The organism is Cohaesibacter intestini (assembly GCF_003324485.1).
In the GTDB taxonomy this organism is placed as follows: domain Bacteria; phylum Pseudomonadota; class Alphaproteobacteria; order Rhizobiales; family Cohaesibacteraceae; genus Cohaesibacter; species Cohaesibacter intestini.
Genome location: NZ_QODK01000005.1, coordinates 238,921 through 258,305, shown reverse-complemented (window position 1 = coordinate 258,305; position 19,385 = coordinate 238,921). Strand labels below are relative to the sequence as shown.

14 protein-coding genes are annotated in these 19,385 nt (G+C 56.2%); 13 read left to right on the top strand and 1 reads right to left on the bottom strand.

The genetic code is table 11. The features are described 5' to 3' along the window. The first annotated feature begins 14 nt into the window (after positions 1-14). The 12 genes from DSD30_RS17865 (at position 15) to araA (ending at position 16,323) form a co-directional block, all read left to right on the top strand. Positions 15-986 (top strand): ABC transporter permease, encoded by a 972-nt coding sequence (locus DSD30_RS17865; protein WP_114011089.1) that lies wholly within the window; start codon positions 15-17, stop codon positions 984-986. A 6-nt stretch (positions 987-992) separates the two neighbouring features. After that, positions 993-3,551: an ABC transporter ATP-binding protein/permease gene (locus tag DSD30_RS17860; protein ID WP_114011088.1), complete on the top strand. Its 2,559-nt coding sequence runs from the start codon at positions 993-995 to the stop codon at positions 3,549-3,551. 371 nt (positions 3,552-3,922) lie between these two features. Further along, positions 3,923-4,876, top strand: a complete 954-nt coding sequence (ytfQ, locus tag DSD30_RS17855) for a galactofuranose ABC transporter, galactofuranose-binding protein YtfQ (protein ID WP_114011087.1) — start codon at positions 3,923-3,925, stop codon at positions 4,874-4,876. Between the two features lie 81 nt (positions 4,877-4,957). Further along, positions 4,958-6,466, top strand: a complete 1,509-nt coding sequence (locus DSD30_RS17850; RefSeq protein ID WP_114011086.1) for a sugar ABC transporter ATP-binding protein — start codon at positions 4,958-4,960, stop codon at positions 6,464-6,466. Beyond that, a complete protein-coding gene (locus tag DSD30_RS17845; RefSeq protein WP_114011085.1) occupies positions 6,463-7,509 on the top strand; it encodes an ABC transporter permease in 1,047 nt (348 codons plus the stop codon). The genes DSD30_RS17850 and DSD30_RS17845 overlap by 4 nt, the downstream gene beginning before the upstream one ends. Next, the gene (gene yjfF / locus DSD30_RS17840; RefSeq protein WP_425359476.1) at positions 7,509-8,492 is read left to right on the top strand and encodes a galactofuranose ABC transporter, permease protein YjfF; all 984 of its coding nucleotides are present in this window, start codon (positions 7,509-7,511) and stop codon (positions 8,490-8,492) included. The genes DSD30_RS17845 and yjfF overlap by 1 nt, the downstream gene beginning before the upstream one ends. 2 nt (positions 8,493-8,494) lie before the next feature. Then, a complete protein-coding gene (locus DSD30_RS17835; RefSeq protein WP_114011083.1) occupies positions 8,495-9,226 on the top strand; it encodes a FadR/GntR family transcriptional regulator in 732 nt (243 codons plus the stop codon). A 506-nt stretch (positions 9,227-9,732) separates the two neighbouring features. Beyond that, positions 9,733-10,812, top strand: coding sequence for a multiple monosaccharide ABC transporter substrate-binding protein (gene chvE, locus DSD30_RS17830; RefSeq protein ID WP_114011082.1), 1,080 nt, complete (start codon positions 9,733-9,735; stop codon positions 10,810-10,812). Between the two features lie 97 nt (positions 10,813-10,909). Then, positions 10,910-12,436, top strand: coding sequence for a multiple monosaccharide ABC transporter ATP-binding protein (gene mmsA / locus DSD30_RS17825; RefSeq protein WP_114011081.1), 1,527 nt, complete (start codon positions 10,910-10,912; stop codon positions 12,434-12,436). Beyond that, positions 12,433-13,665, top strand: coding sequence for a multiple monosaccharide ABC transporter permease (gene mmsB, locus DSD30_RS17820; protein WP_245418531.1), 1,233 nt, complete (start codon positions 12,433-12,435; stop codon positions 13,663-13,665). The genes mmsA and mmsB overlap by 4 nt, the downstream gene beginning before the upstream one ends. A gap of 374 nt (positions 13,666-14,039) precedes the next feature. After that, a complete protein-coding gene (locus tag DSD30_RS17815) occupies positions 14,040-14,729 on the top strand; it encodes an L-ribulose-5-phosphate 4-epimerase (RefSeq protein WP_114011079.1) in 690 nt (229 codons plus the stop codon). Between the two features lie 85 nt (positions 14,730-14,814). Next, positions 14,815-16,323: an L-arabinose isomerase gene (gene araA / locus DSD30_RS17810; RefSeq protein ID WP_114011078.1), complete on the top strand. Its 1,509-nt coding sequence runs from the start codon at positions 14,815-14,817 to the stop codon at positions 16,321-16,323. A 156-nt stretch (positions 16,324-16,479) separates the two neighbouring features. Here araA and araC read toward each other — a convergent pair whose 3' ends face one another. Continuing rightward, the gene (gene araC, locus DSD30_RS17805) at positions 16,480-17,493 is read right to left on the bottom strand and encodes an arabinose operon transcriptional regulator AraC (RefSeq protein WP_114011077.1); all 1,014 of its coding nucleotides are present in this window, start codon (positions 17,491-17,493) and stop codon (positions 16,480-16,482) included. Between the two features lie 162 nt (positions 17,494-17,655). Between araC and DSD30_RS17800 the strand changes: the two genes are divergently transcribed. Then, positions 17,656-19,290 (top strand): ribulokinase, encoded by a 1,635-nt coding sequence (locus DSD30_RS17800; protein ID WP_114011076.1) that lies wholly within the window; start codon positions 17,656-17,658, stop codon positions 19,288-19,290. Positions 19,291-19,385 lie beyond the last annotated feature (95 nt).

Here is a 19,385-nt window from a genome sequence, read left to right as displayed (position 1 = left end):
AGGAGGAGGCGGTGATGCGATATCTGCGGCTGGTCTTCCATTATGCGGCGACGTTGTTGGTGGCGTTGGGCATCAACTTTCTGTTGCCGCGGATCGCGCCGGGAGATCCGCTTGACTATCTGTTGGGGGAGGAGACCCTTGTGGCCCTGTCCGGGAAGGACAGGTTGCGCCTGATGGCTGAGTTCGGGCTGGATCGCTCGTTGCCAGAGCAATTCTGGCTCTATCTGGTGGGCATCCTGCAGGGTGATTTCGGCCTGTCGACCCATCTGGGGCAGCCGGTCTGGGACATCGTGATCAGCCGACTGCCATGGACCCTTTTGCTGACGGGCAGCGCATTGGTCCTTGCGCTGACGCTTGGGTCTCTGCTGGGGGTGCTGGCAGCCTGGCGACGGGGGGGCTTTTGTGATGTTGCGACCATGGCGGGGGTGCTGTTTGTCGGCTCGCTGCCACCCTTCTGGCTCGCCATGCTGCTGATCATCCTCTTTTCAACCATTCTGCACTGGCTGCCGTCCTTCGGCGCCTATGAGCTGGGTGCCGTGCCGGGGACGCTGGATTGGCTGCTGGGGGTTGGCAAAAGACTGATTCTGCCAGTGCTGGCGCTGGGGCTGGTGCAAATGGCGTCGGTGTTGCTGATTGCCCGTTCCTCGATGCTGGGCGTGCTGGAGCAGGATTATATTCTATTTGCGCGCGCCAAGGGACTGTCGGAGCGGTGGATCATGGTCCGACATGCCTTTCGCAATGCACTATTGCCGCTTGTCACCCATGCGATGGTCGGGATTGGCGGGCTGGTTGGCGGTGCCTTGGTCATCGAGACGGTTTTCGCCTATCCGGGGCTTGGCAGTCTGGTGGTTGGCAGTGTCATGGCGCGGGACTATCCCCTGCTGCAGGGCATTTTCGTCCTTGCGACCGGCAGTGTGATTTTGGCCAACCTGCTGGCAGATCTGCTCTATCCGCTGATTGATCCCCGCACCCGGATTGAGGGATAGGCGTGCATGGCCAAGACTTCTACTGCCTTTGACTTGAAACGCTTTGCGGGGCTCGCGCCTTTTTCGAGCCTGACGGGCAAGGTACAGCTGGTTGGCCTTGGCTTGCTTCTTGTGGTGGTGGTGTGCGCCCTTTTTGCGCCGCTGCTTGCGCCCTATGGGCCGAGAGCGGAGGTCTGCGCGGCCTTTGCACCGCCCAGTCACCACCATTGGCTCGGATGTGATGATTTCGGGCAGGATCTCTTTTCCCAGCTCTTGTATGGGGCGCAGGTCTCCCTGTTTGTCGGCCTTGTGGTGGCACTGTTGGCGACAGGGCTTGCAACCACCTTGGCTTTGATTGCCGGACTTGATGCTGGCGGCCGCGCCCAGGATCGAAGCGGGTGGCTTGATCGGCTGCTGATGCGGCTGGTGGATGTTGCGCTGGCACTGCCTTTGCTGCCGCTGGTGATTGTGCTCGGGGTTTATTTTGGTGCGTCGATCTGGACACAGATCGTGGTGATTACGCTTGTCATGTGGGCACAGCCCTTGCGGGAATTGCGCTCGCAGATCCTGTCGATCCGGGCGGCGACTTTTGTCGAGGCTTCGCGTGCGATGGGGGCCTCTGGCTGGTTTGTCAGTGTGCGCCATATTCTGCCCGCACTGGCTCCGCTGATCGTGCCACAATTTGTCCGTGTTGCGCACAATGCCATTTTGATTGAGGCATCCCTGAATTTTCTCGGCCTTGGCGATCCGCTCACGACCAGTTGGGGGACAATGCTGTTTCATGCCAATGGGCGGGCAGCCTTCTTGACCGGGGCATGGGTGCATTGGATCCTGCCGCCCGGACTGGCCATTGCGGTGACCATCATGGCGCTTGCCTTCATCGGCTATGGCTTTGACGGGACGCTCATGGGGCGTATGTCGGTGAAGGGACGGAAGACTGGCGGCGCGGCAATTCGCTCGAAGCCGCCGCAAGGCGAAGGGGGCTTTCTCCAGATTGATGGGCTTCAGGTGGTCTATCAGAGGATGGATGGCAGTCCATTGGTTGCGGTCAAGGATGCGACCCTGTCGGTCCAGCACGGCGAGGTGGTTGGACTGGTTGGGGAGTCCGGCTCGGGCAAAAGCTCTCTGGCTCTGGCTGTTCTTCGTCTGTCAGATCCGGCTGCGGGATTAACCACTGGTGCAATCCGATTGGACGGCACTGACTTGCTGTCTTTGTCAGACGAGGACATGCGGATCTTGCGCAGGACACGAATTGGGTTGATCCCGCAGAATGCGATGAATGCGCTCAATCCTGTGCAGACCATCGGCGAACAGGTGATGGAACGGCTGGTTGCGGCCGGGGTGCCGCCTGCGAGGCGACTTGCCATCGCCAAGGACTGGATGACCAAGGTGGGGCTGACGCAGAAACATCTTTCCTGCTATCCTCACCACCTCTCCGGTGGGATGCGCCAGCGGGCGGTGATCGCCGTTGCTCTTTGTTGCAGGCCCGATTTGCTGATCGCCGATGAGCCGACCTCCGGCCTTGATGTGCTGGTCCAGCAAAGCCTGATGGACTTGCTGTTGCATTTGCGCAAAGAGATGGGACTGACCATGCTGTTGGTCAGCCACAATCTGCCTCTGATTGCTCGTCATTGTGATCGGGTTGCAAGGATGGAGCACGGCGTGCTCACCGAGGTCGGATCTGACGCAGGGCCTTGCCCCCTTCGCGCCTTGTTGGAGACGCTCCCCACCCTGAAAGAACCCCGTCGCTGGGCTGCGCCAGCTTTACCGATTGGCAATCCGGTCGGTGAAGTGGATGAGCCTCCTTTGCTGGAATGTCTGCATCTGACCAAGCAGTTTCCGGTCGCAGGCGCCTCCGTCTATGGCCTGGGACGAAAGGAACGGGTCACAGTGCTTGATGATCTCTCCTTCACCCTTCAAGCAGGGGAGAGTGTCGGGCTGGTTGGTGGGTCGGGGGCAGGCAAGACGACCCTTGCGCTGCTGTTGCTTGGGCTTTCCCGGCCCAATGCCGGGTCGATCTTAATCAAGGGTATGGACTGGAACTCCCTGTCCCGTGCCGATGCGCGCCGGATGCGGCAGAAGGTGCAGATGGTGTTTCAGGACCCCTATCAGAGCCTTAACAATCGGATGCAGGTTGGCGATCTGGTGGCCGAGCCGATGCGAATTGTCAAGGGTGGGGGCTGGGCGGATCATCAGTTGCCGATTTGCGAGGCGCTGGACCGGGTTCGACTGCCAACGGATCGCGCCTTTTTAAACCGACTTCCGGTCTCCTTGTCCGGAGGGCAGAGACAGCGGGTTGCCTTGGCGCGGGCGATTGTCACATGTCCCTCGCTGATCATTGCCGATGAACCCACGTCGATGATCGATCAGGCGATCCGCATGGAGGTGATGGATGTGTTTGCAAGCCTGCGTGTGGAGCTGGGGACCGCCTTTTTGTTCATCTCACATGATATCGCGTTGGCGCGCCATTTTTGTGACCGCTTGATGGTGTTGAACAGGGGGCGCCTTGTTGAAGACGCGCCGTCCGATGCTCTCATTGCCGATCCGCAGCATGCTTATACGAAGGCGCTGATTGCCGCTGTCTGATCGATCAGAACTTTGCTTCTATTTTGTTGTTGCACCGCTGGCTGTTCATCCATGTTTATTCTTGCCAGGTGCCGATAGAGAAGCGATGTGGTACAATCAGAATTGGAAGGATCGGGCGATCATGCTTCGCGTGCATTGACAATTGGGTTGATGACTTTTGCACCGTTTTTGCACTCTTTCTTGCCGTAAGTCCTTTCCGCTTGCGTTGGGAAGTCCGTTTTAGTGTGGAATGGGAAAAAAATCCTAGGTTGAGTGTCGTTCTGACTCGGGATAGGTGGTTTTGATATATATGCAGCAGTATCGTCCATTTACGATCCTTAATAAGTAATACTTGATGGATGGTGGGAGACATGTTTCATAGGGAGGTAATCATGAAACTCAGCTCAATCCTACTCGCCAGTGCCCTCACTCTGGTGCCGCTCACTGCTATGGCAGCGGGCAAAACCGTCGGCTTTTCCCAGATCGGGTCTGAATCAGGCTGGCGTGCTGCGGAAACCACCGTCACGAAACAGCAGGCTGAAGAGCGCGGTATCACCTTGAAATTTGCCGACGCTCAGCAGAAGCAGGAAAACCAGATCAAGGCCATTCGCGGCTTCATCGCCCAAGGGGTGGATGCGATCCTCGTTGCGCCTGTGGTTGCAACCGGCTGGGACGAAGTGCTTGAAGAAGCCAAGGATGCCGAAATTCCGGTTCTGTTGCTTGACCGTACCGTTGATGCCGACAAAGACCTTTACATGACTGCCGTCACCTCGGATCTTGTCCATGAGGGCGAGGTCGCAGGCAAGTGGCTGAAAGATGAAGTTGCTGGCAAAGACTGCAACATTGTTGAACTTCAGGGCACCACCGGTTCGTCCCCTGCCATCGATCGCAAAAAAGGCTTCGAGCAGGGCATTGCTGGTGCTGACAATCTGAAAATTGTCCGCAGCCAGACCGGTGACTTTACCCGTGCACAGGGCAAGGTCGTTATGGAAAGCTTCCTGAAGGCTGAAGGTGCAGACAATATTTGTGCGCTTTATGCTCACAATGATGACATGGCAGTTGGTGCCATTCAGGCCATCAAGGAAGCCGGCGCGAAGCCTGGCAAAGACATCCTTGTTGTGTCGATCGACTCCGTGCCGGATATTCATCTGGCCATGGATGCCGGGGAAGCCAACGCAACGGTCGAGTTGACCCCGAATATGGCAGGTCCTGCCTTTGATGCGCTGGAAGCCTATTGGAAAGATGGCACGACGCCACCAAAATGGATCCAGACCGAATCCAAGCTCTACACGCTGAAAGATGACAACAAAGCCATCTACGAGTCGAAAAAGAGCCTTGGCTACTGATGTTTGACGGACTGCGGCGGCGGATGGATTCCATCTGCCGCCCGCTTTTTATCAGCAGATGTCTCTTGTCAGGATCAAGTCATGCCCAACGATATCGAGCCGGTTCTTAAAGCAACCGGCATTTGCAAATATTTCCCTGGCGCGGTGGCGCTGGATGATGTGTCCCTTTCTCTTTATCCGGGCGAAGTGCATGCCCTTCTGGGGGAAAATGGTGCCGGGAAATCCACGCTCATCAAATGCCTGACCGGTGCCTATAAAAAGGATGCTGGTCTGATTTTGCTCGACGGGCAGGAAATCAATCCACGCGATCCGCAGGCAAGTCTGATACTGGGTATCGGCACGGTCTATCAAGAGGTCAACCTGCTGCCCAATCTGACGGTGGCGGAAAATCTGTTTCTTGGTTGGCAACCGATGCGTTTCGGCATGCTTGACCAGAAGGCCATGATCCGCCGGTCGCACGAGATCTTGTCGGAATTTGGTCTCGATATTGATCCTTCACAACTTCTCTCAAGCTATTCGATTGCCATCCAGCAGGTGGTGGCAATTGCCCGGGCCGTGGAGCTGGCGGGCAAAGTGCTTATTCTGGATGAACCGACAGCCAGCCTTGATCGCGAAGAAATTGACCTTCTCTTCTCCGTCATCCGCAAATTGACCGCGCGCGGGCTGGCCGTTGTTTTCATTACCCACTTCCTCGATCAGGTGTTCGAAATTTCAGACAGGGCGACGGTGCTGCGCAACGGACGGGTGGTGGGGACCCGGATTTTGAAAGACGTCACGCGGACCGAAATCGTCACGCTGATGTTGGGGCGCCAACTGGAAAGCGTCAAGCGCGAGCGCTCCGTTTCAAAGATCGGGGAGCCTCTGCTGGAGCTGGAACAATATGGTCGCCGTGGCACGATCGAGCCGTTTGATCTGACCCTTCATCAAGGGGAAGTGATCGGGCTTGCCGGGTTGCTCGGTTCGGGGCGGAGTGAAACCGCCCATGTCATATTTGGTGTTGTGGCTGCCGATCAGGGACAGGCCCGTTTGCGAGGCGAGAAGGTGCGGCTTGACAGCCCGCGGGCGAGCATTTCGCTCGGGTTTGGCCTTTGCCCGGAAGACCGGAAAACCGACGGTGTGGTTGGGGACTTGTCGGTGCGGGAGAATATCATCCTATCGCTGCAGGCTCGCAGAGGCTGGACGCGGCCGATCACACGGGCCAAGGCCGAAGAAATCGCGCAGGATTATGTCAAGAAACTCGATATTCGCCTTGCCAGCCTTGATATGCCGATCCGGCTGTTGTCCGGCGGCAATCAGCAAAAGGCCCTGCTGGCCCGCTGGCTGGCAACCGAGCCGGATATTCTCATTCTTGATGAGCCGACCCGTGGTATCGATGTCGGGGCGCATGCGGAGATTATCGAATTGATCCAGTCCTTGCAGGAACAGGGCATGGCGTTGATTGTGGCCTCGTCCGAGCTGGAAGAGCTGATCGCCTATTCAACACGCATCATGGTGCTCAGAGACCGCCATCAGGTCAAGGAATTGAGCGGTGATGACATTTCCATCGGTTCCATCGTGAGTTCCATTGCAGCAGAGGAGGCGGCGGAATGATCACCGAGAGCCTGAAGCGGATTGCTCCGCAATTGGTCATTTTGGGCGCTGTCCTGTTGCTCAATTTCATCGTTTTTCCCGGCTTCTTCACCATCGAATTCCAAAATGGTCGCCTGTTTGGCAATCTGGTGGATGTGATGAATAGGGGTGCGCCGGTTGCCATGCTGGCGGTCGGCATGACCCTTGTCATCGCAACGCGGGGGATTGATCTGTCTGTCGGGGCTGTTATGGCAATCGCCGGGGCGGTGGCCGCTTCGGTGGTCGCCGGTGGAGCTGCCTGGTCGGTGGCCTTGCTGGCAGCTCTGGTTGCCGGGATGCTGTGTGGATTGTGGAACGGCGTGTTGGTTTCGTTCTTCAAGATCCAGCCGATTGTCGCGACGCTTGTCCTGATGGTGGCCGGGCGAGGTATCGCCCAGCTGATTACCGAAGGCACGATCCTGACCTTCAATGATCCCGGGCTCATTCATCTTGGATCGGGCACCGTGCTTGGGGTGCCGACGCCGATCCTGATCTGGCTGTTCATCGGCTTTGTGGTCACCTTCGCGGTGCGCAAGACGGCGCTTGGCATGCTGATCGAGGCGATCGGCATCAACGAGACCTCTTCACGGCTTGCCGGGATCAATAGCCGGGTGCTGCTGATGGCGGTCTATCTGGTCTCCGGCTTCTGTGCCGCATTGGCCGGGGTGGTGGTGGCTGCCGATATCAAGGGTGCGGATGCCAACAATGCTGGTCTGTGGATGGAACTTGATGCCATTCTTGCTGTCGTCATCGGCGGAAATTCACTGCTTGGCGGACGCTTTTCGATTGTCGCTTCGTTGCTTGGAGCCCTGATCATCCAGTCGGTCAATTCGGTGATCCTGTTGTCGGGCATGCCGCCAGAATTCAACCTGGTGATCAAGGCTTTCCTGATCATTTCTATCCTCTTCATTCAGTCGCCCGCCGTACGCCACGCCATCTATCTGTTCCGCGCGTCGGACGATCACAATGCGCCGGAGGATGCAAACCGGCACGTTAATTCCAGTGCAAAGGAAAGTGCGTCATGATCAAGTCACCCCGTTTTCCGCTTTATATGACGATTGCGACCTTCTTTCTCGCCTATCTCCTTTGTATCTGGCAGTTCCCCAACATGCTGTCGACGCGGGTGGTTGCCAATCTGCTGACAGACAATGCCTTTCTTGGCATTACCGCGGTTGGTATGACCTTCGTCATCCTGTCTGGCGGGATTGATCTCTCGGTCGGGTCCGTTATTGCCTTCACCGGCGTGTTTCTGGCGGTGATCCTGCGCGAAACGGCGATTCATCCTCTGGCCGCCTTTGCGCTGGTTCTCTCCATCACCATTGCCTTTGGAGCGGCGATCGGGGCAATTGTTCACTTTCTGGAGATGCCGCCCTTTATCGTCACATTGGCGGGGATGTTCCTGATGCGCGGTATGGCTTATGTGCTGTCGACGGATTCTGTTCCTATTACGCACGAATTTTATGACGTGCTGCAGTCGGTTTACTGGAAGGCACCCGGTGGTGGGCGGTTTCGGCTGATTGGAGGCCTGATGCTGCTGGTCTTCATTGGTGCGATGATGGTGTTGCACCGGACCCGTTTTGGCAAAAATGTCTATGCCTTGGGTGGGGGTCAACAGGCTGCTCAATTGATGGGCGTACCGATTGCCCGAACGACGATTCAGATCTATGCTGTGTCTGGTGGTTTGGCCGGGCTGGCGGGGATCGTTTACTCGCTCTATACGTCTGCGGGCTATTCTCTGGCGACGGTTGGGGTTGAGCTTGACGCGATCGCTGCCGTGGTGATTGGTGGGACACTCTTGAGCGGTGGAACCGGATTTGTTGCCGGGACATTCTTTGGTATCCTCATCATGGGCCTGATTCAGACCTACATCGTCTTCGACGGAACCCTGTCGAGCTGGTGGACCAAGATTGTGATAGGCATTCTGCTCTTCACCTTTATTATGTTGCAGAAAGGCTTGGGTTGGGCAACGACAGTTCGAAAAAGACCGGCAACAAAATTCGCGACCTGATCATGAGTTTTGCAACAGCTGCCGGGACCCCCCAACAGGCCTTCAGCAACACCAGCAAGGTTGTTGACCAGCTAGGAATTGCAATTGTCTGCGGCGATTACGCCGAGGGGACAATGATCCCGCTGGATCCGGATCTGGAAGAAATGTTTGGTGTCTCCCGAACGGTCATTCGGGAGGCTAAAAAAACCCTTGTTGGCAAGGGATTGTTACAATCGAAAGCCAAAGTGGGAACGCGGGTGCGACCTGCGGCCGACTGGTCGATGTTTGATCCTGATGTGTTGCGATGGCACGCCTCCCTGCGTAAACCCGGACCGTTTCTTGAAGAATTGTTCGAAATCAGATTGATTTTCGAGCCGGCCGCCGCCAGCCACGTGGCAGAGCGGTCCGATGATATCCAGAAATTGCATTTGACCCGCCTTGCCGAGGCAATGTTTCTGGCGCAGGAGCCATTGGCTTTTGCCAAGGCCAACGTGGCGTTCCACACAGCTATCCTGCATCTGTCGGGCAACCGGTTTTTGTCGTCGCTGGGTGATATGGTCCAGACTGCCCTTTTTTCGGTTTATTTGCGCAACGAACCTCGTGATCCGTTGGCCATCTCCCATCCCTCCGATCAACTGCATCAAGGGCGTGCGGACTATGCATCTTTGCTCAATGCCATCTGTTCGGGTCAACCACACAGGGCTGAAGAGGCGATGCAGCGGATCATTTTGCAGGCTAAAGACGCTATGCAATAGGGTCTAACAAGGCCGTCGATCCCGACTGTATCCCTCTTTCATCCATGTTTTTTACGCGTTTTTGGTTAGGTCTGTGCCGTTTGGTTGGCTGAGAAGCTGCCGCTTTTCCGGCTGGCTTGCTCAACTTATGCCATAAGTTCAAGATGGATCTTTCGGTGTAGAAAGTGTGAGAAAAGCAAAATCATCCATGTTTTTGACCGTATGATTTCTTCCTTCCTATCGCCATTGCCCCACAATGGCAGGCGGAGGATATAGGGAGAAGTTGAGCTTTCGACAGCACTGAAAGCTCAAAACGGGAGTTTTAAGCGATTTATTAGATGGTTGTGTCCGAATGACATTGCGTCATGCGGCTTTGCGGATGATGCAGTGGACGCATCCTCCGAACGATCTTTGTCGCGCTAATCGTGCAGCTTTTCCCTTTGTCAATTCTCTTCGCTTTGCCGGATCAGCCGGTGGAGCAAAATCATGACAGCCCTTTGGGTGCGTTTCCTTGGGAGGATCTCATAATGGGATTTGCAAAGTTTCTTAAAAGCTTGAGTGTCGGTGCCATGGCTTTGGCAGCAGGATTGTCTCTGTCCGGTGCGCCGACCATCGCCGCCGACGGCTTTGTCGGTATCGCCATGCCGACCCAATCTTCAGCGCGTTGGATTTCTGACGGCCATTCGATGGTCGAGCAGTTTGAAAAGGCCGGTTACAAAACCGATCTGCAATATGCAGAAGATGATATTGCTAACCAGCTGCGTCAGGTTGAAACCATGATCCTGAAGGGGGTCGACGCGCTTGTGATTGCTGCAATCGACGGCACCACCCTGTCGGCCGCGCTTGATCTGGCCGCTGAATCCGGCATCAAGGTTATTGCCTATGATCGCCTGATCCGCGATTCCGGCAATGTCGACTATTATGCCACCTTCGACAACTTCCAGGTTGGTGTTATTCAGGCCAGCTCTCTTGTCGAGGGTCTGGATGTTGCCAATGCCAAAGGGCCGCTGAATATCGAGCTGTTCGGTGGCTCACCAGACGACAACAACGCCTATTTCTTCTATAATGGTGCCATGTCGGTTCTGCAGCCGCTGATCGATGAAGGCAAACTTGTTGTACAGTCCGGTCAGTTTGGCATGGATAAAGTCGGCACCCTGCGTTGGGACGGCTCTGTGGCTCAGGCCCGCATGGACAACCTGCTGTCGGCTTTCTACACCGACAAGCGCATCGACGGCGTGCTGTCTCCATATGACGGCCTGTCCATCGGCATTCTGTCTTCGCTCAAAGGCGTTGGCTATGGCTCCGGCGACATGAAAATGCCGATCGTTACCGGTCAGGATGCAGAAGTTCCATCCATCAAGTCCATGCTGGCGAATGAGCAATATTCCACCGTCTTCAAGGATACCCGTGAGTTGGCCCGTGTGACCGTGGGCATGGTTGAAGCTCTGTTGAAGGGTGGCGAGCCGGAAATCAACGACACCAAAACCTATGACAATGGTGTGAAAGTTGTTCCGTCCTACCTGCTGAAACCAGTCGACGTGAACCGCAGCAATTGGGAAGAAATCCTGATTGGCTCCGGCTACTACAAAATGGACCAGATCAAATAGGTCCTCCCAAGGGGTCGGTGGCGGCCTGACCGCCACCGCTCACCTGCGCCGTGAAAAGCGGCTTTTCTCAAACCAGAACTGTCTCCCAGAGGCTGATATGACTACCATTCTGGAAATGCGTGACATCACAAAGACCTTCCCTGGTGTGAAGGCGCTAAGCGATGTCAATCTCACCGTCTCTGAAGCGGAAATTCATGCCCTCGTTGGTGAAAACGGCGCGGGAAAATCCACGCTGATGAAGGTGCTGAGCGGCGTCTATCCTTACGGATCCTATGAGGGCGATATCATCTATCGCGGCGACGTGCAGCAATTCAATGGCATTGTCGACAGTGAAGAAAAAGGCATCATCATCATTCATCAGGAGCTGGCACTGGTGCCGCTGCTGTCAATTGCCGAAAACATCTTTCTGGGCAATGAGCCTTCCAAATATGGCATCATCGACTGGCCGACGGCGCATACGCGCTCTGCAGAGTTGCTCAAAAAGGTCGGGCTGGATGAGCCAACCGGATCCCTGATTACCAATCTGGGCGTGGGCAAACAGCAATTGGTGGAGATCGCCAAGGCCCTGTCAAAACAGGTCAAGCTGCTCATCCTGGATGAGCCGACCTCGTCGCTGAATGAAAGCGACTCGGATGCCTTGCTGGAACTGCTGTTGGAGTTCAAACGCCAGGGTATTTCCTCGATTCTGATTTCGCACAAACTCAATGAAGTGGTGAAGGTCGCCGACAAAATCACCGTTTTGCGCGATGGCCAGACGGTCAGTACGCTTGATTGTGACAAGTCGGAAGAAATGGAAAATGCCATCATTCGTGACATGGTTGGTCGATCGCTGACCAATCGTTTCCCGCAGCGTGATGCGATGATCGGTGAAACCCTGCTCGAAGTGAATAACTGGAATGTCGATCACCAGATCCGTGCCGACTATCACTTCATCAAGGATGTCTCGCTGCATGTGAAGGCGGGCGAGATTGTCGGTATTGCCGGATTGATGGGGGCCGGGCGAACCGAGCTGGCGATGAGCCTGTTTGGCCGCTCCTATGGCAAGAATATCCGCGGCGACGTCAGTTTGCGCGGTCAGGCGGTTGACCTGAGCACCATCGACAAGGCGGTGGATCAGGGGGTTGCCTATGTGACCGAAGACCGCAAGCAATATGGTCTGGTGCTGGAAAACTCCATTCGTACCAACATTACCCTGGCCAATCTCGATGACGTGTCGAGCAGCATGGTGCTGGATGAAAACAAAGAGACGCTGGTCGGTGCGGACTATCGCGAGAAACTCAACATTCGCTGCAAGGACCTGCAGCAGAATGTCGTCAATCTGTCGGGTGGCAATCAGCAGAAGGTGGTGCTCAGCAAATGGCTGTTTTCCCAGCCGGATGTGCTGATCCTTGATGAGCCAACTCGCGGCATCGACGTCAACGCCAAGTTCGAAATCTACACCATCATCAATCAACTGGCCGAAGAGGGGAAAGGAATCATTTTCATCTCGTCGGAAATGCCGGAGTTGCTGGGTATGTGTGACCGGATTTACGTCATGAATGAGGGCCGCATGGTGGGTGAGCTGCCTGCCGCCGAAGCGAGCCAAGAAAAGATCATGCGAATGATCATCAAGACACAGGAATAGTGGGTGAGACAATGAGTAAAATGGCAAAACCCGCCGTTGGTTCGCAAGAGCCTTCCGAAGGCGAAACCACTGGAATCGCTAAATATTTCAAGGCCAACATGCGCGAATACGGTCTGTTGTTGGCGCTGGTCGTCGTGATGATCTTCTTTCAGGTCATGACTGGCGGCATTCTCATGCGGCCGCTCAATCTGACCAACCTGATTTTGCAGAACTCCTATGTGGTCATTATGGCTGTCGGCATGTTGCTGATCATTGTGGCCGGTCATATTGACCTGTCGGTCGGCTCGGTGGTTGGTTTCATCGGCGCGCTGGCGGCGGTGATGATCGTCAATTACGAGATCAATGCTGCTGTGACCATTGTGGTCTGTCTGGCGGTCGGAGTGGTCATTGGTTGCTTGCAGGGCTTCTGGGTGGCTTATTATAAGATCCCGGCCTTCATTGTGACCTTGGCGGGCATGTTGGTTTTTCGCGGACTGACGCTGGCCCTGCTTGAAGGGCAGTCCATCGGGCCATTTCCGGTGGCGTTCCAGAAACTCAGCTCGGGATTCATTCCCGATCTGTTTGGTTCGGGTCGTCCGCATATCCTGACTATTGCGCTTGGTCTGGCCGTCAGTGCGGCGCTGCTCTATGTCAATATCAAGGCACGCAAGCAACAGCAGAAGCATGGTACGGTGGAGGAACCATTCTCCTTCTTCGTGGTCAAAAATGGTCTGATCGTCTTTGCCATTTCCTATCTGTCCTACCTGATGGCGGGCTATAAGGGCTATCCCAACGTGCTGATCGTCATGGCACTGCTGATGGGAATTTATACCTTTGTGACGTCGCGGACCACCATTGGTCGTCGGATCTATGCACTTGGCGGCAACGAAAAAGCTGCCAAACTGTCCGGGGTCAAAACCGAGCGACTGACCTTCCTGGCCTTTGCCAATATGGGGCTGTTGTCGGCCTTTGCCGGGCTGGTCTTTGCGGCTCGCCTCAATACCGCGACGCCTAAGGCCGGCTTCACCTTCGAGCTTGATGTGATCGCTGCCGTGGTTGTCGGTGGGGCCTCTCTTTCGGGTGGTGTCGGTACGGTGACCGGGGCGATCATCGGCGCGTTCCTGATGGGCGTGATGAACAATGGCATGTCGATTATGTCGATCGGGATCGACTACCAGCAGGTCATCAAGGGGCTGGTGCTGCTCGCCGCCGTGATCTTCGATGTCTACAACAAGAACAAGGCTCAGTGATGCGCCGTTGAATGCAGGTCCTTCTTGAACTTGGTTTTACATCGAGCAGGAACTGACACTGGAAAGGGTGGACCTTTGGTCTGCCCTTTTCTTTGTTGTAAGCGCAGGCGAAAAGGCCATGTAATGATGTGGTTCGCCGATGCTGGCGGCAGTTGGATTTCATCCAGTATTGGCACAAATTTGAACGGCAGGATCATCCATATAATTGGCGGTATAGCCTCTAGCGGTGACGATTGCTTCGGCCCAGACTCTCACCAGAGGAGTGCGTCCGGAGGCAAGCCGCTCGGCTTGTCCTTAGGAGGCTTTTGAGAAATCCGCCGGAACGGGGCAGAGCTGGCCTGTCGTTCGGGCGTTGATGGTGAGGGAGGTTGCCCATGTTGCTTGAACTGCGACAGCAGGTTTTTGAAGCCAATATCGAGCTTAATCGACGCGGGGTTGTGCTCTATACATGGGGCAATGTCTCAGGCATTGACCGCGAGGCGGGGTTGGTGGTTATCAAGCCATCCGGCGTGCCTTATGAAGTGATGACCGCCGATGACATGGTGGTGGTTGATCTCGACAACAAGGTCGTCTGGGGTGACAAGAAACCGTCCTCGGATACCCGCACCCACACAGTGCTTTACAAGGCTTTCCCGACAATTGGTGGCGTCAGTCACACCCATTCGCGCCATGCTGTCGCGTGGGCACAAGCCCGGCGGTCGATCCCTTGTCTTGGCACGACACAGGCAGATTATTGCGCGGGCTCTGTTCCTTGCACGGCGCCGCTCAGCCCTCAAGAGGTGGAGCGGGATTATGAAGGAGCGACGGGTGAAGCGATCGTAAGGCGCTTTGAAGGCCTCGATCCGGTGGCGGTGCCGATGGTTCTGCTGGCAGGTCATGGACCGTTTGCATGGGGCGCGGATGCGGATGAATCGGTGCGCAATGCTGTGATCCTTGAGGAGATCGCCCATATGGCCACCATTTCGGCCACCATCTCCAACCCTTTGCAGTCGTTGGAAGATTATGTGCTTGATTATCACTATCAGCGCAAACACGGCAAAAATGCCTGGTATGGCCAAAAATAGCAGACTTCCTTAGCAGATGGGGGCAACCGGGCACTGCCTTTCATCCATGGGGACAACAACAAACGGGATATGAAGAGGCAGGAAAATGATTGCACTCAAAGAGTTGAAATTCTGGTTTATCTGTGGTTCGCAGCATCTGTATGGGGCGGAGGCTCTGGGCAAGGTTGCCGAGAATGCCCGCACGGTCGTTGATGGGCTCAGCAAGGATGGGCGGTTGGTTCTGCCGATTGAGTTTGCCGGTGTTGGCACCACAACTGATGAGATTGCCGATATGTGCCGTCGGGCGTCTGCTGACCCGACCTGTGGCGGCGTCATTCTCTGGATGCATACCTTCTCGCCGGCCAAAATGTGGATCCGTGGCCTTACCCAGCTAACCAAACCGGTGCTGCATCTTCATACCCAGCTCAATGCCGACCTGCCTTGGGACAGCATCGACATGGACTATATGAACCTGCATCAGGCCGCTCACGGCGACCGGGAAGCAGGCTTCATGCATTCACGCTTGCGTCTTGGCCGCAAGGTGGTGGTGGGTCACTGGTCTGAGGCCGATGTGCAGGAGCGGATTGATAGCTGGATGCGGGCTGCCCGAGCCTGGCATGACTGGCAAGGGGCCCGTTTCTGCCGCTTTGGTGACAATATGCGCGATGTCGCCGTCACTGAAGGGGACAAAGTCGGTGCCGAAATGGCCTTTGGCTTTGCGGTTGATGGCTGGGGCGTTGGCGATCTGGTTGACCGGATGGCCAGTATTGCCGAGGCTGATGTCGAGGCATTGGTCGCCGAGTATGAAGCGCTTTACGATCTGGTGCCAGCCTTGAAAGCTGGGGGCGAAAAGCGTGCCTCGCTGCTGGATGCTGCGCGTCAGGAACTGGGGCTTGAGGCCTTCCTTACTGAAGGGGGCTATACTGGCTTCACGCATACCTTCCAGGATCTGCATGGACTTAACCAGTTGCCCGGTCTTGCGCCGCAGCGGCTGATGGCCAAGGGCTTTGGCTTTGCCGGGGAAGGGGACTGGAAAACCCCGGCGCTCGTGCGCGCCATGAAAGTGATGGGTCATGGGCTGACCGGGGCAACGTCCTTCATGGAAGACTATACCTATGATATCAAACCCGGTGCCGAGAAGGTGCTTGGTGCGCATATGCTTGAAGTCTGCCCGTCGATTGCCGTCGACAAACCGCAAATGGAAATTCATCCGCTTGGTATTGGCGGCAAGGCCGATCCGGTGCGTCTGGTCTTCAATGCCCAGAAGGGTGATGCGCTGAATGCCTGCTTCGTTGATCTGGGCAATCGCTTCCGCCTGATCGTCAATAAGGTCAAGGCCGTGGATCATCCTGACCTGCCGAACCTGCCGGTGGCGCGTGCGGTTTGGGAATGTGCACCAGACTTCAAGACCGCATGCTCCGCATGGATCTTGGCGGGTGGTGCGCATCACACCGCCTATAGCTACGATGTGACCTCGGAGATGCTTGATGATTTTGCTACCATCGCCGGGATGGAACTGGCCTTGATCGATGAGCAAACTGAAACCATGCGCTTCAAGCAGGATTTGCGCATGAATGAAGTCTATTGGCACTTTGCCAAGGGATTTAGGGCCTGATTTTCAGGCCGACTGCCCTCGCGTCAGACAAGAGTCCCCGCAGACCCGCGCCTCGCGAGGGCAGTGAAACAGAACACCCCCGAAAGACACGATCTTTCGGGGGTGTTTGTTTGTGAGGCAGGTTTGGCACGTCGTCGTGAGCGCCCATCAGGGCAATCAGTCCGGGCGCAGCGGCAATTGCACGATTGCGTCCCCGGGGAGCGGCGAAATGGTGCCGTTGCTGGTGATGTTGTGCAGGCTCTTGTCGCGGAAGGTGCGCGGGCTCATGCCGGTATGGCGACGGAAAACGCGGCTGAAATAAAGTGGATCCTCATAGCCGACCATTTGGGAGAGGGACTTGATTGGCACATTGGTGACCCGCAGGATCTGCATTGCATATTGCACCCGCTGGCCGTCGCGCCACTGGACCACGCCGGTGCCGATATTCTTGCGGAACAGGTGTGACAGGCGAGAAGGCGACAGGCAGACATGGCTGGCAATGTCTTTGACTGATAGCGGCTTGTCGAGATTGGCGGAAATCAGGGAGCAAGCCGCCAGCACGCGGTCGTCAAGGGTTGGTGTGTTCATGCTTGAGGAACGGGTCATCCGGGCGCATTGCAGCAGGATATGTTCCAGTCGGTTGAAGGCAAGATCAACAGACAGATTGTCGGGAGACTTGGCCCATTTCTCGACTTCGACAAACAGGCGGAACAGCTCGCTGGTCTTGGCCTCGTCGCGTTTGCGCAAGATATGGACGCCATCGACCACCTGATGCCAGTCCAGCCATGGTTTCCAGAATGCGCGCGGCTGGAAATAGATCCAGCGATGCCACCATTTGTCGGCGTCGAAATCGCGGCCATAGAAATGGCGTGCTTCCGGCGGGAAAAGCAATAGATCGCCCGGTTCGACGGTGAAGGAATTGGGGCCGTCAAACACCCGGCCAATGCCGTCGACCGTCAGGTTTATGATCCAGCCGCGCATGCCGTTGGGGCGGTCGATATAGAAATCCAGTGGGCCGCCGCTCTCAATGGGAGTGATGCCGGCGACCAATTTGACGTCGAACTGAAAGCCGGGAAAAAGCGGCGCAACCTCATCGTCGGCTCCCTTGGGGGCTGTGTCATAGGCCAGTTTCTTGAACAGACCTTGAACTTGTGGGTCTGCGCTGGGATCAAATTTAGAATGATCGTCCATATCTCTAGCGCTTTGCTGTATTGGAAGGCATCAGAATAGTCCATATTCTAATCTGAAACGTGCGCTTTGGAAAGAAGAGTGTCGAAAGTTTTTGAGTAGAATAATCCATAAGATTTGGATGCTGGTGCGAGGCTTTCGACCGACCGATGGGAGGATATCGGCATGGCCGCTGATCAGCAGATTTGTGTCTTGGGGTTGGATTTTGGCTCGGATAGTGTCCGGGCGGTGATTGTCAGTGTTGCGGGGGGGGATGAGCTCGCCGCCGCCGTTGCGGCTTATCCGCGATGGGCAGAAGGGCGCTTTTGCGAGCCGACGCGACAACAATTTCGTCAGCACCCGGCAGACTATCTTGAAGCGATGACCGCCGCCGTGCGGGACGCCGTTCAGTCAATGGCGCCGGGCAAGCCGAAAATCATCGGTATCGGGGTGGACACGACCGGCTCGTCACCCCTGCCTGTGACGGCGGATGCGACCGCCCTGGCGCTCAAGGATGGCTTTGCGACCGACCCGGATGCGATGTGCATTCTGTGGAAGGACCACACCTCGGTGGCCGAAGCCGAAGAGATCAATGCACTGTGTCACTCCGGCCAGTTTCCCGACTATACCAAATATGTTGGCGGCATTTATTCCTCTGAATGGTACTGGGCCAAGATCCTCAATGTCGGTCGGCGCAATCCTGCAGTGTTTCAGGCCGCGGCCAGCTGGGTTGAATTGTGCGATTGGGTGCCATCGGTGCTGACGGGTGTTGATGATGCGGCGAAGATTGTTCGCAGCCGCTGCTCTGCCGGGCACAAGGCCCTGTGGCACCCGGAATTTGGCGGCCTGCCGAGCCGCGAATGGCTGACGGCGCTTGATCCGTGCCTCGGCAATCTGCCAAGTCCGCTTTATCAAGACACCGTGACCAGTGATCAACCTGCGGGCACCTTGTCGAATGAATGGGCTGGACGATTGGGGCTGGATGCAGATATCCCGGTCGCAGTCGGCGCGTTTGATTGTCATATGGGTGCGGTTGGTGCGGGCATTGAGCCTTACTCGCTGGTGCGGGTGATGGGCACATCGACCTGCGATATTCTGATCGCCCCACCGGAAGAGGTGAAGGACACGTTGGTGCATGGCATTTGTGGTCAGGTGCCGGGCAGTGCGATGCCGGGTTATATCGGTTTTGAAGCAGGGCAGTCCTCTTTTGGCGATGTCTTTGCCTGGTTTGAACGCGTCTTGATGTGGAACCGGCGCAGCAATACCAAGGCGGGGTCCTTGCTGCCGCAGCTTGAAGAGGCTGCTGCCCAGTTGCCGCCGGGAGCCTATGGCGAGCGGGCGCTGGACTGGCTGAATGGACGGCGGACGCCGGATGCGGATCAGACGATCAAGGCGATCCTGTCCGGGTTGCATCTGGGCTCGACGGCTCCATCTATCTATCGGGCCCTGATTGAAGCGACGGCCTTTGGCTCAAGGGCCATTGTCGAACGGTTCGAATCCGAAGGTATTCCGGTCAAGAGTATCGTTGGCATCGGCGGCATTGCCCGCAAGTCCGATCTGGTTTCGCAGATTTGCGCCGATGTGCTCAACCGTGAAATCAGCGTTGTGGCATCTGATGAATGCTGTGCCCGGGGTGCGGCGATCTTTGCGGCGACGGCTGCCGGGGCCTATGAGGATATTGAAGCGGCGAAAGCAGCGATGCACAGCCCAGTTGAAAAAGTCTTCAAACCCGATCCGGAAGCCCACAAGGCCTATGAAGCCATTTATGCGGATTACAAGCGGTTGGGCGCCTTCTCTGAAGAGCTGTCGAAACGCGATTAAGTCTCTCCCAAGCCTATGATCTCTTCCCAGGGTCAAGGTGGCAGCGGGTTTTCCTGATCTTCATCAGGGAAGCCCGTTGCTTTTTTATCGGTGAC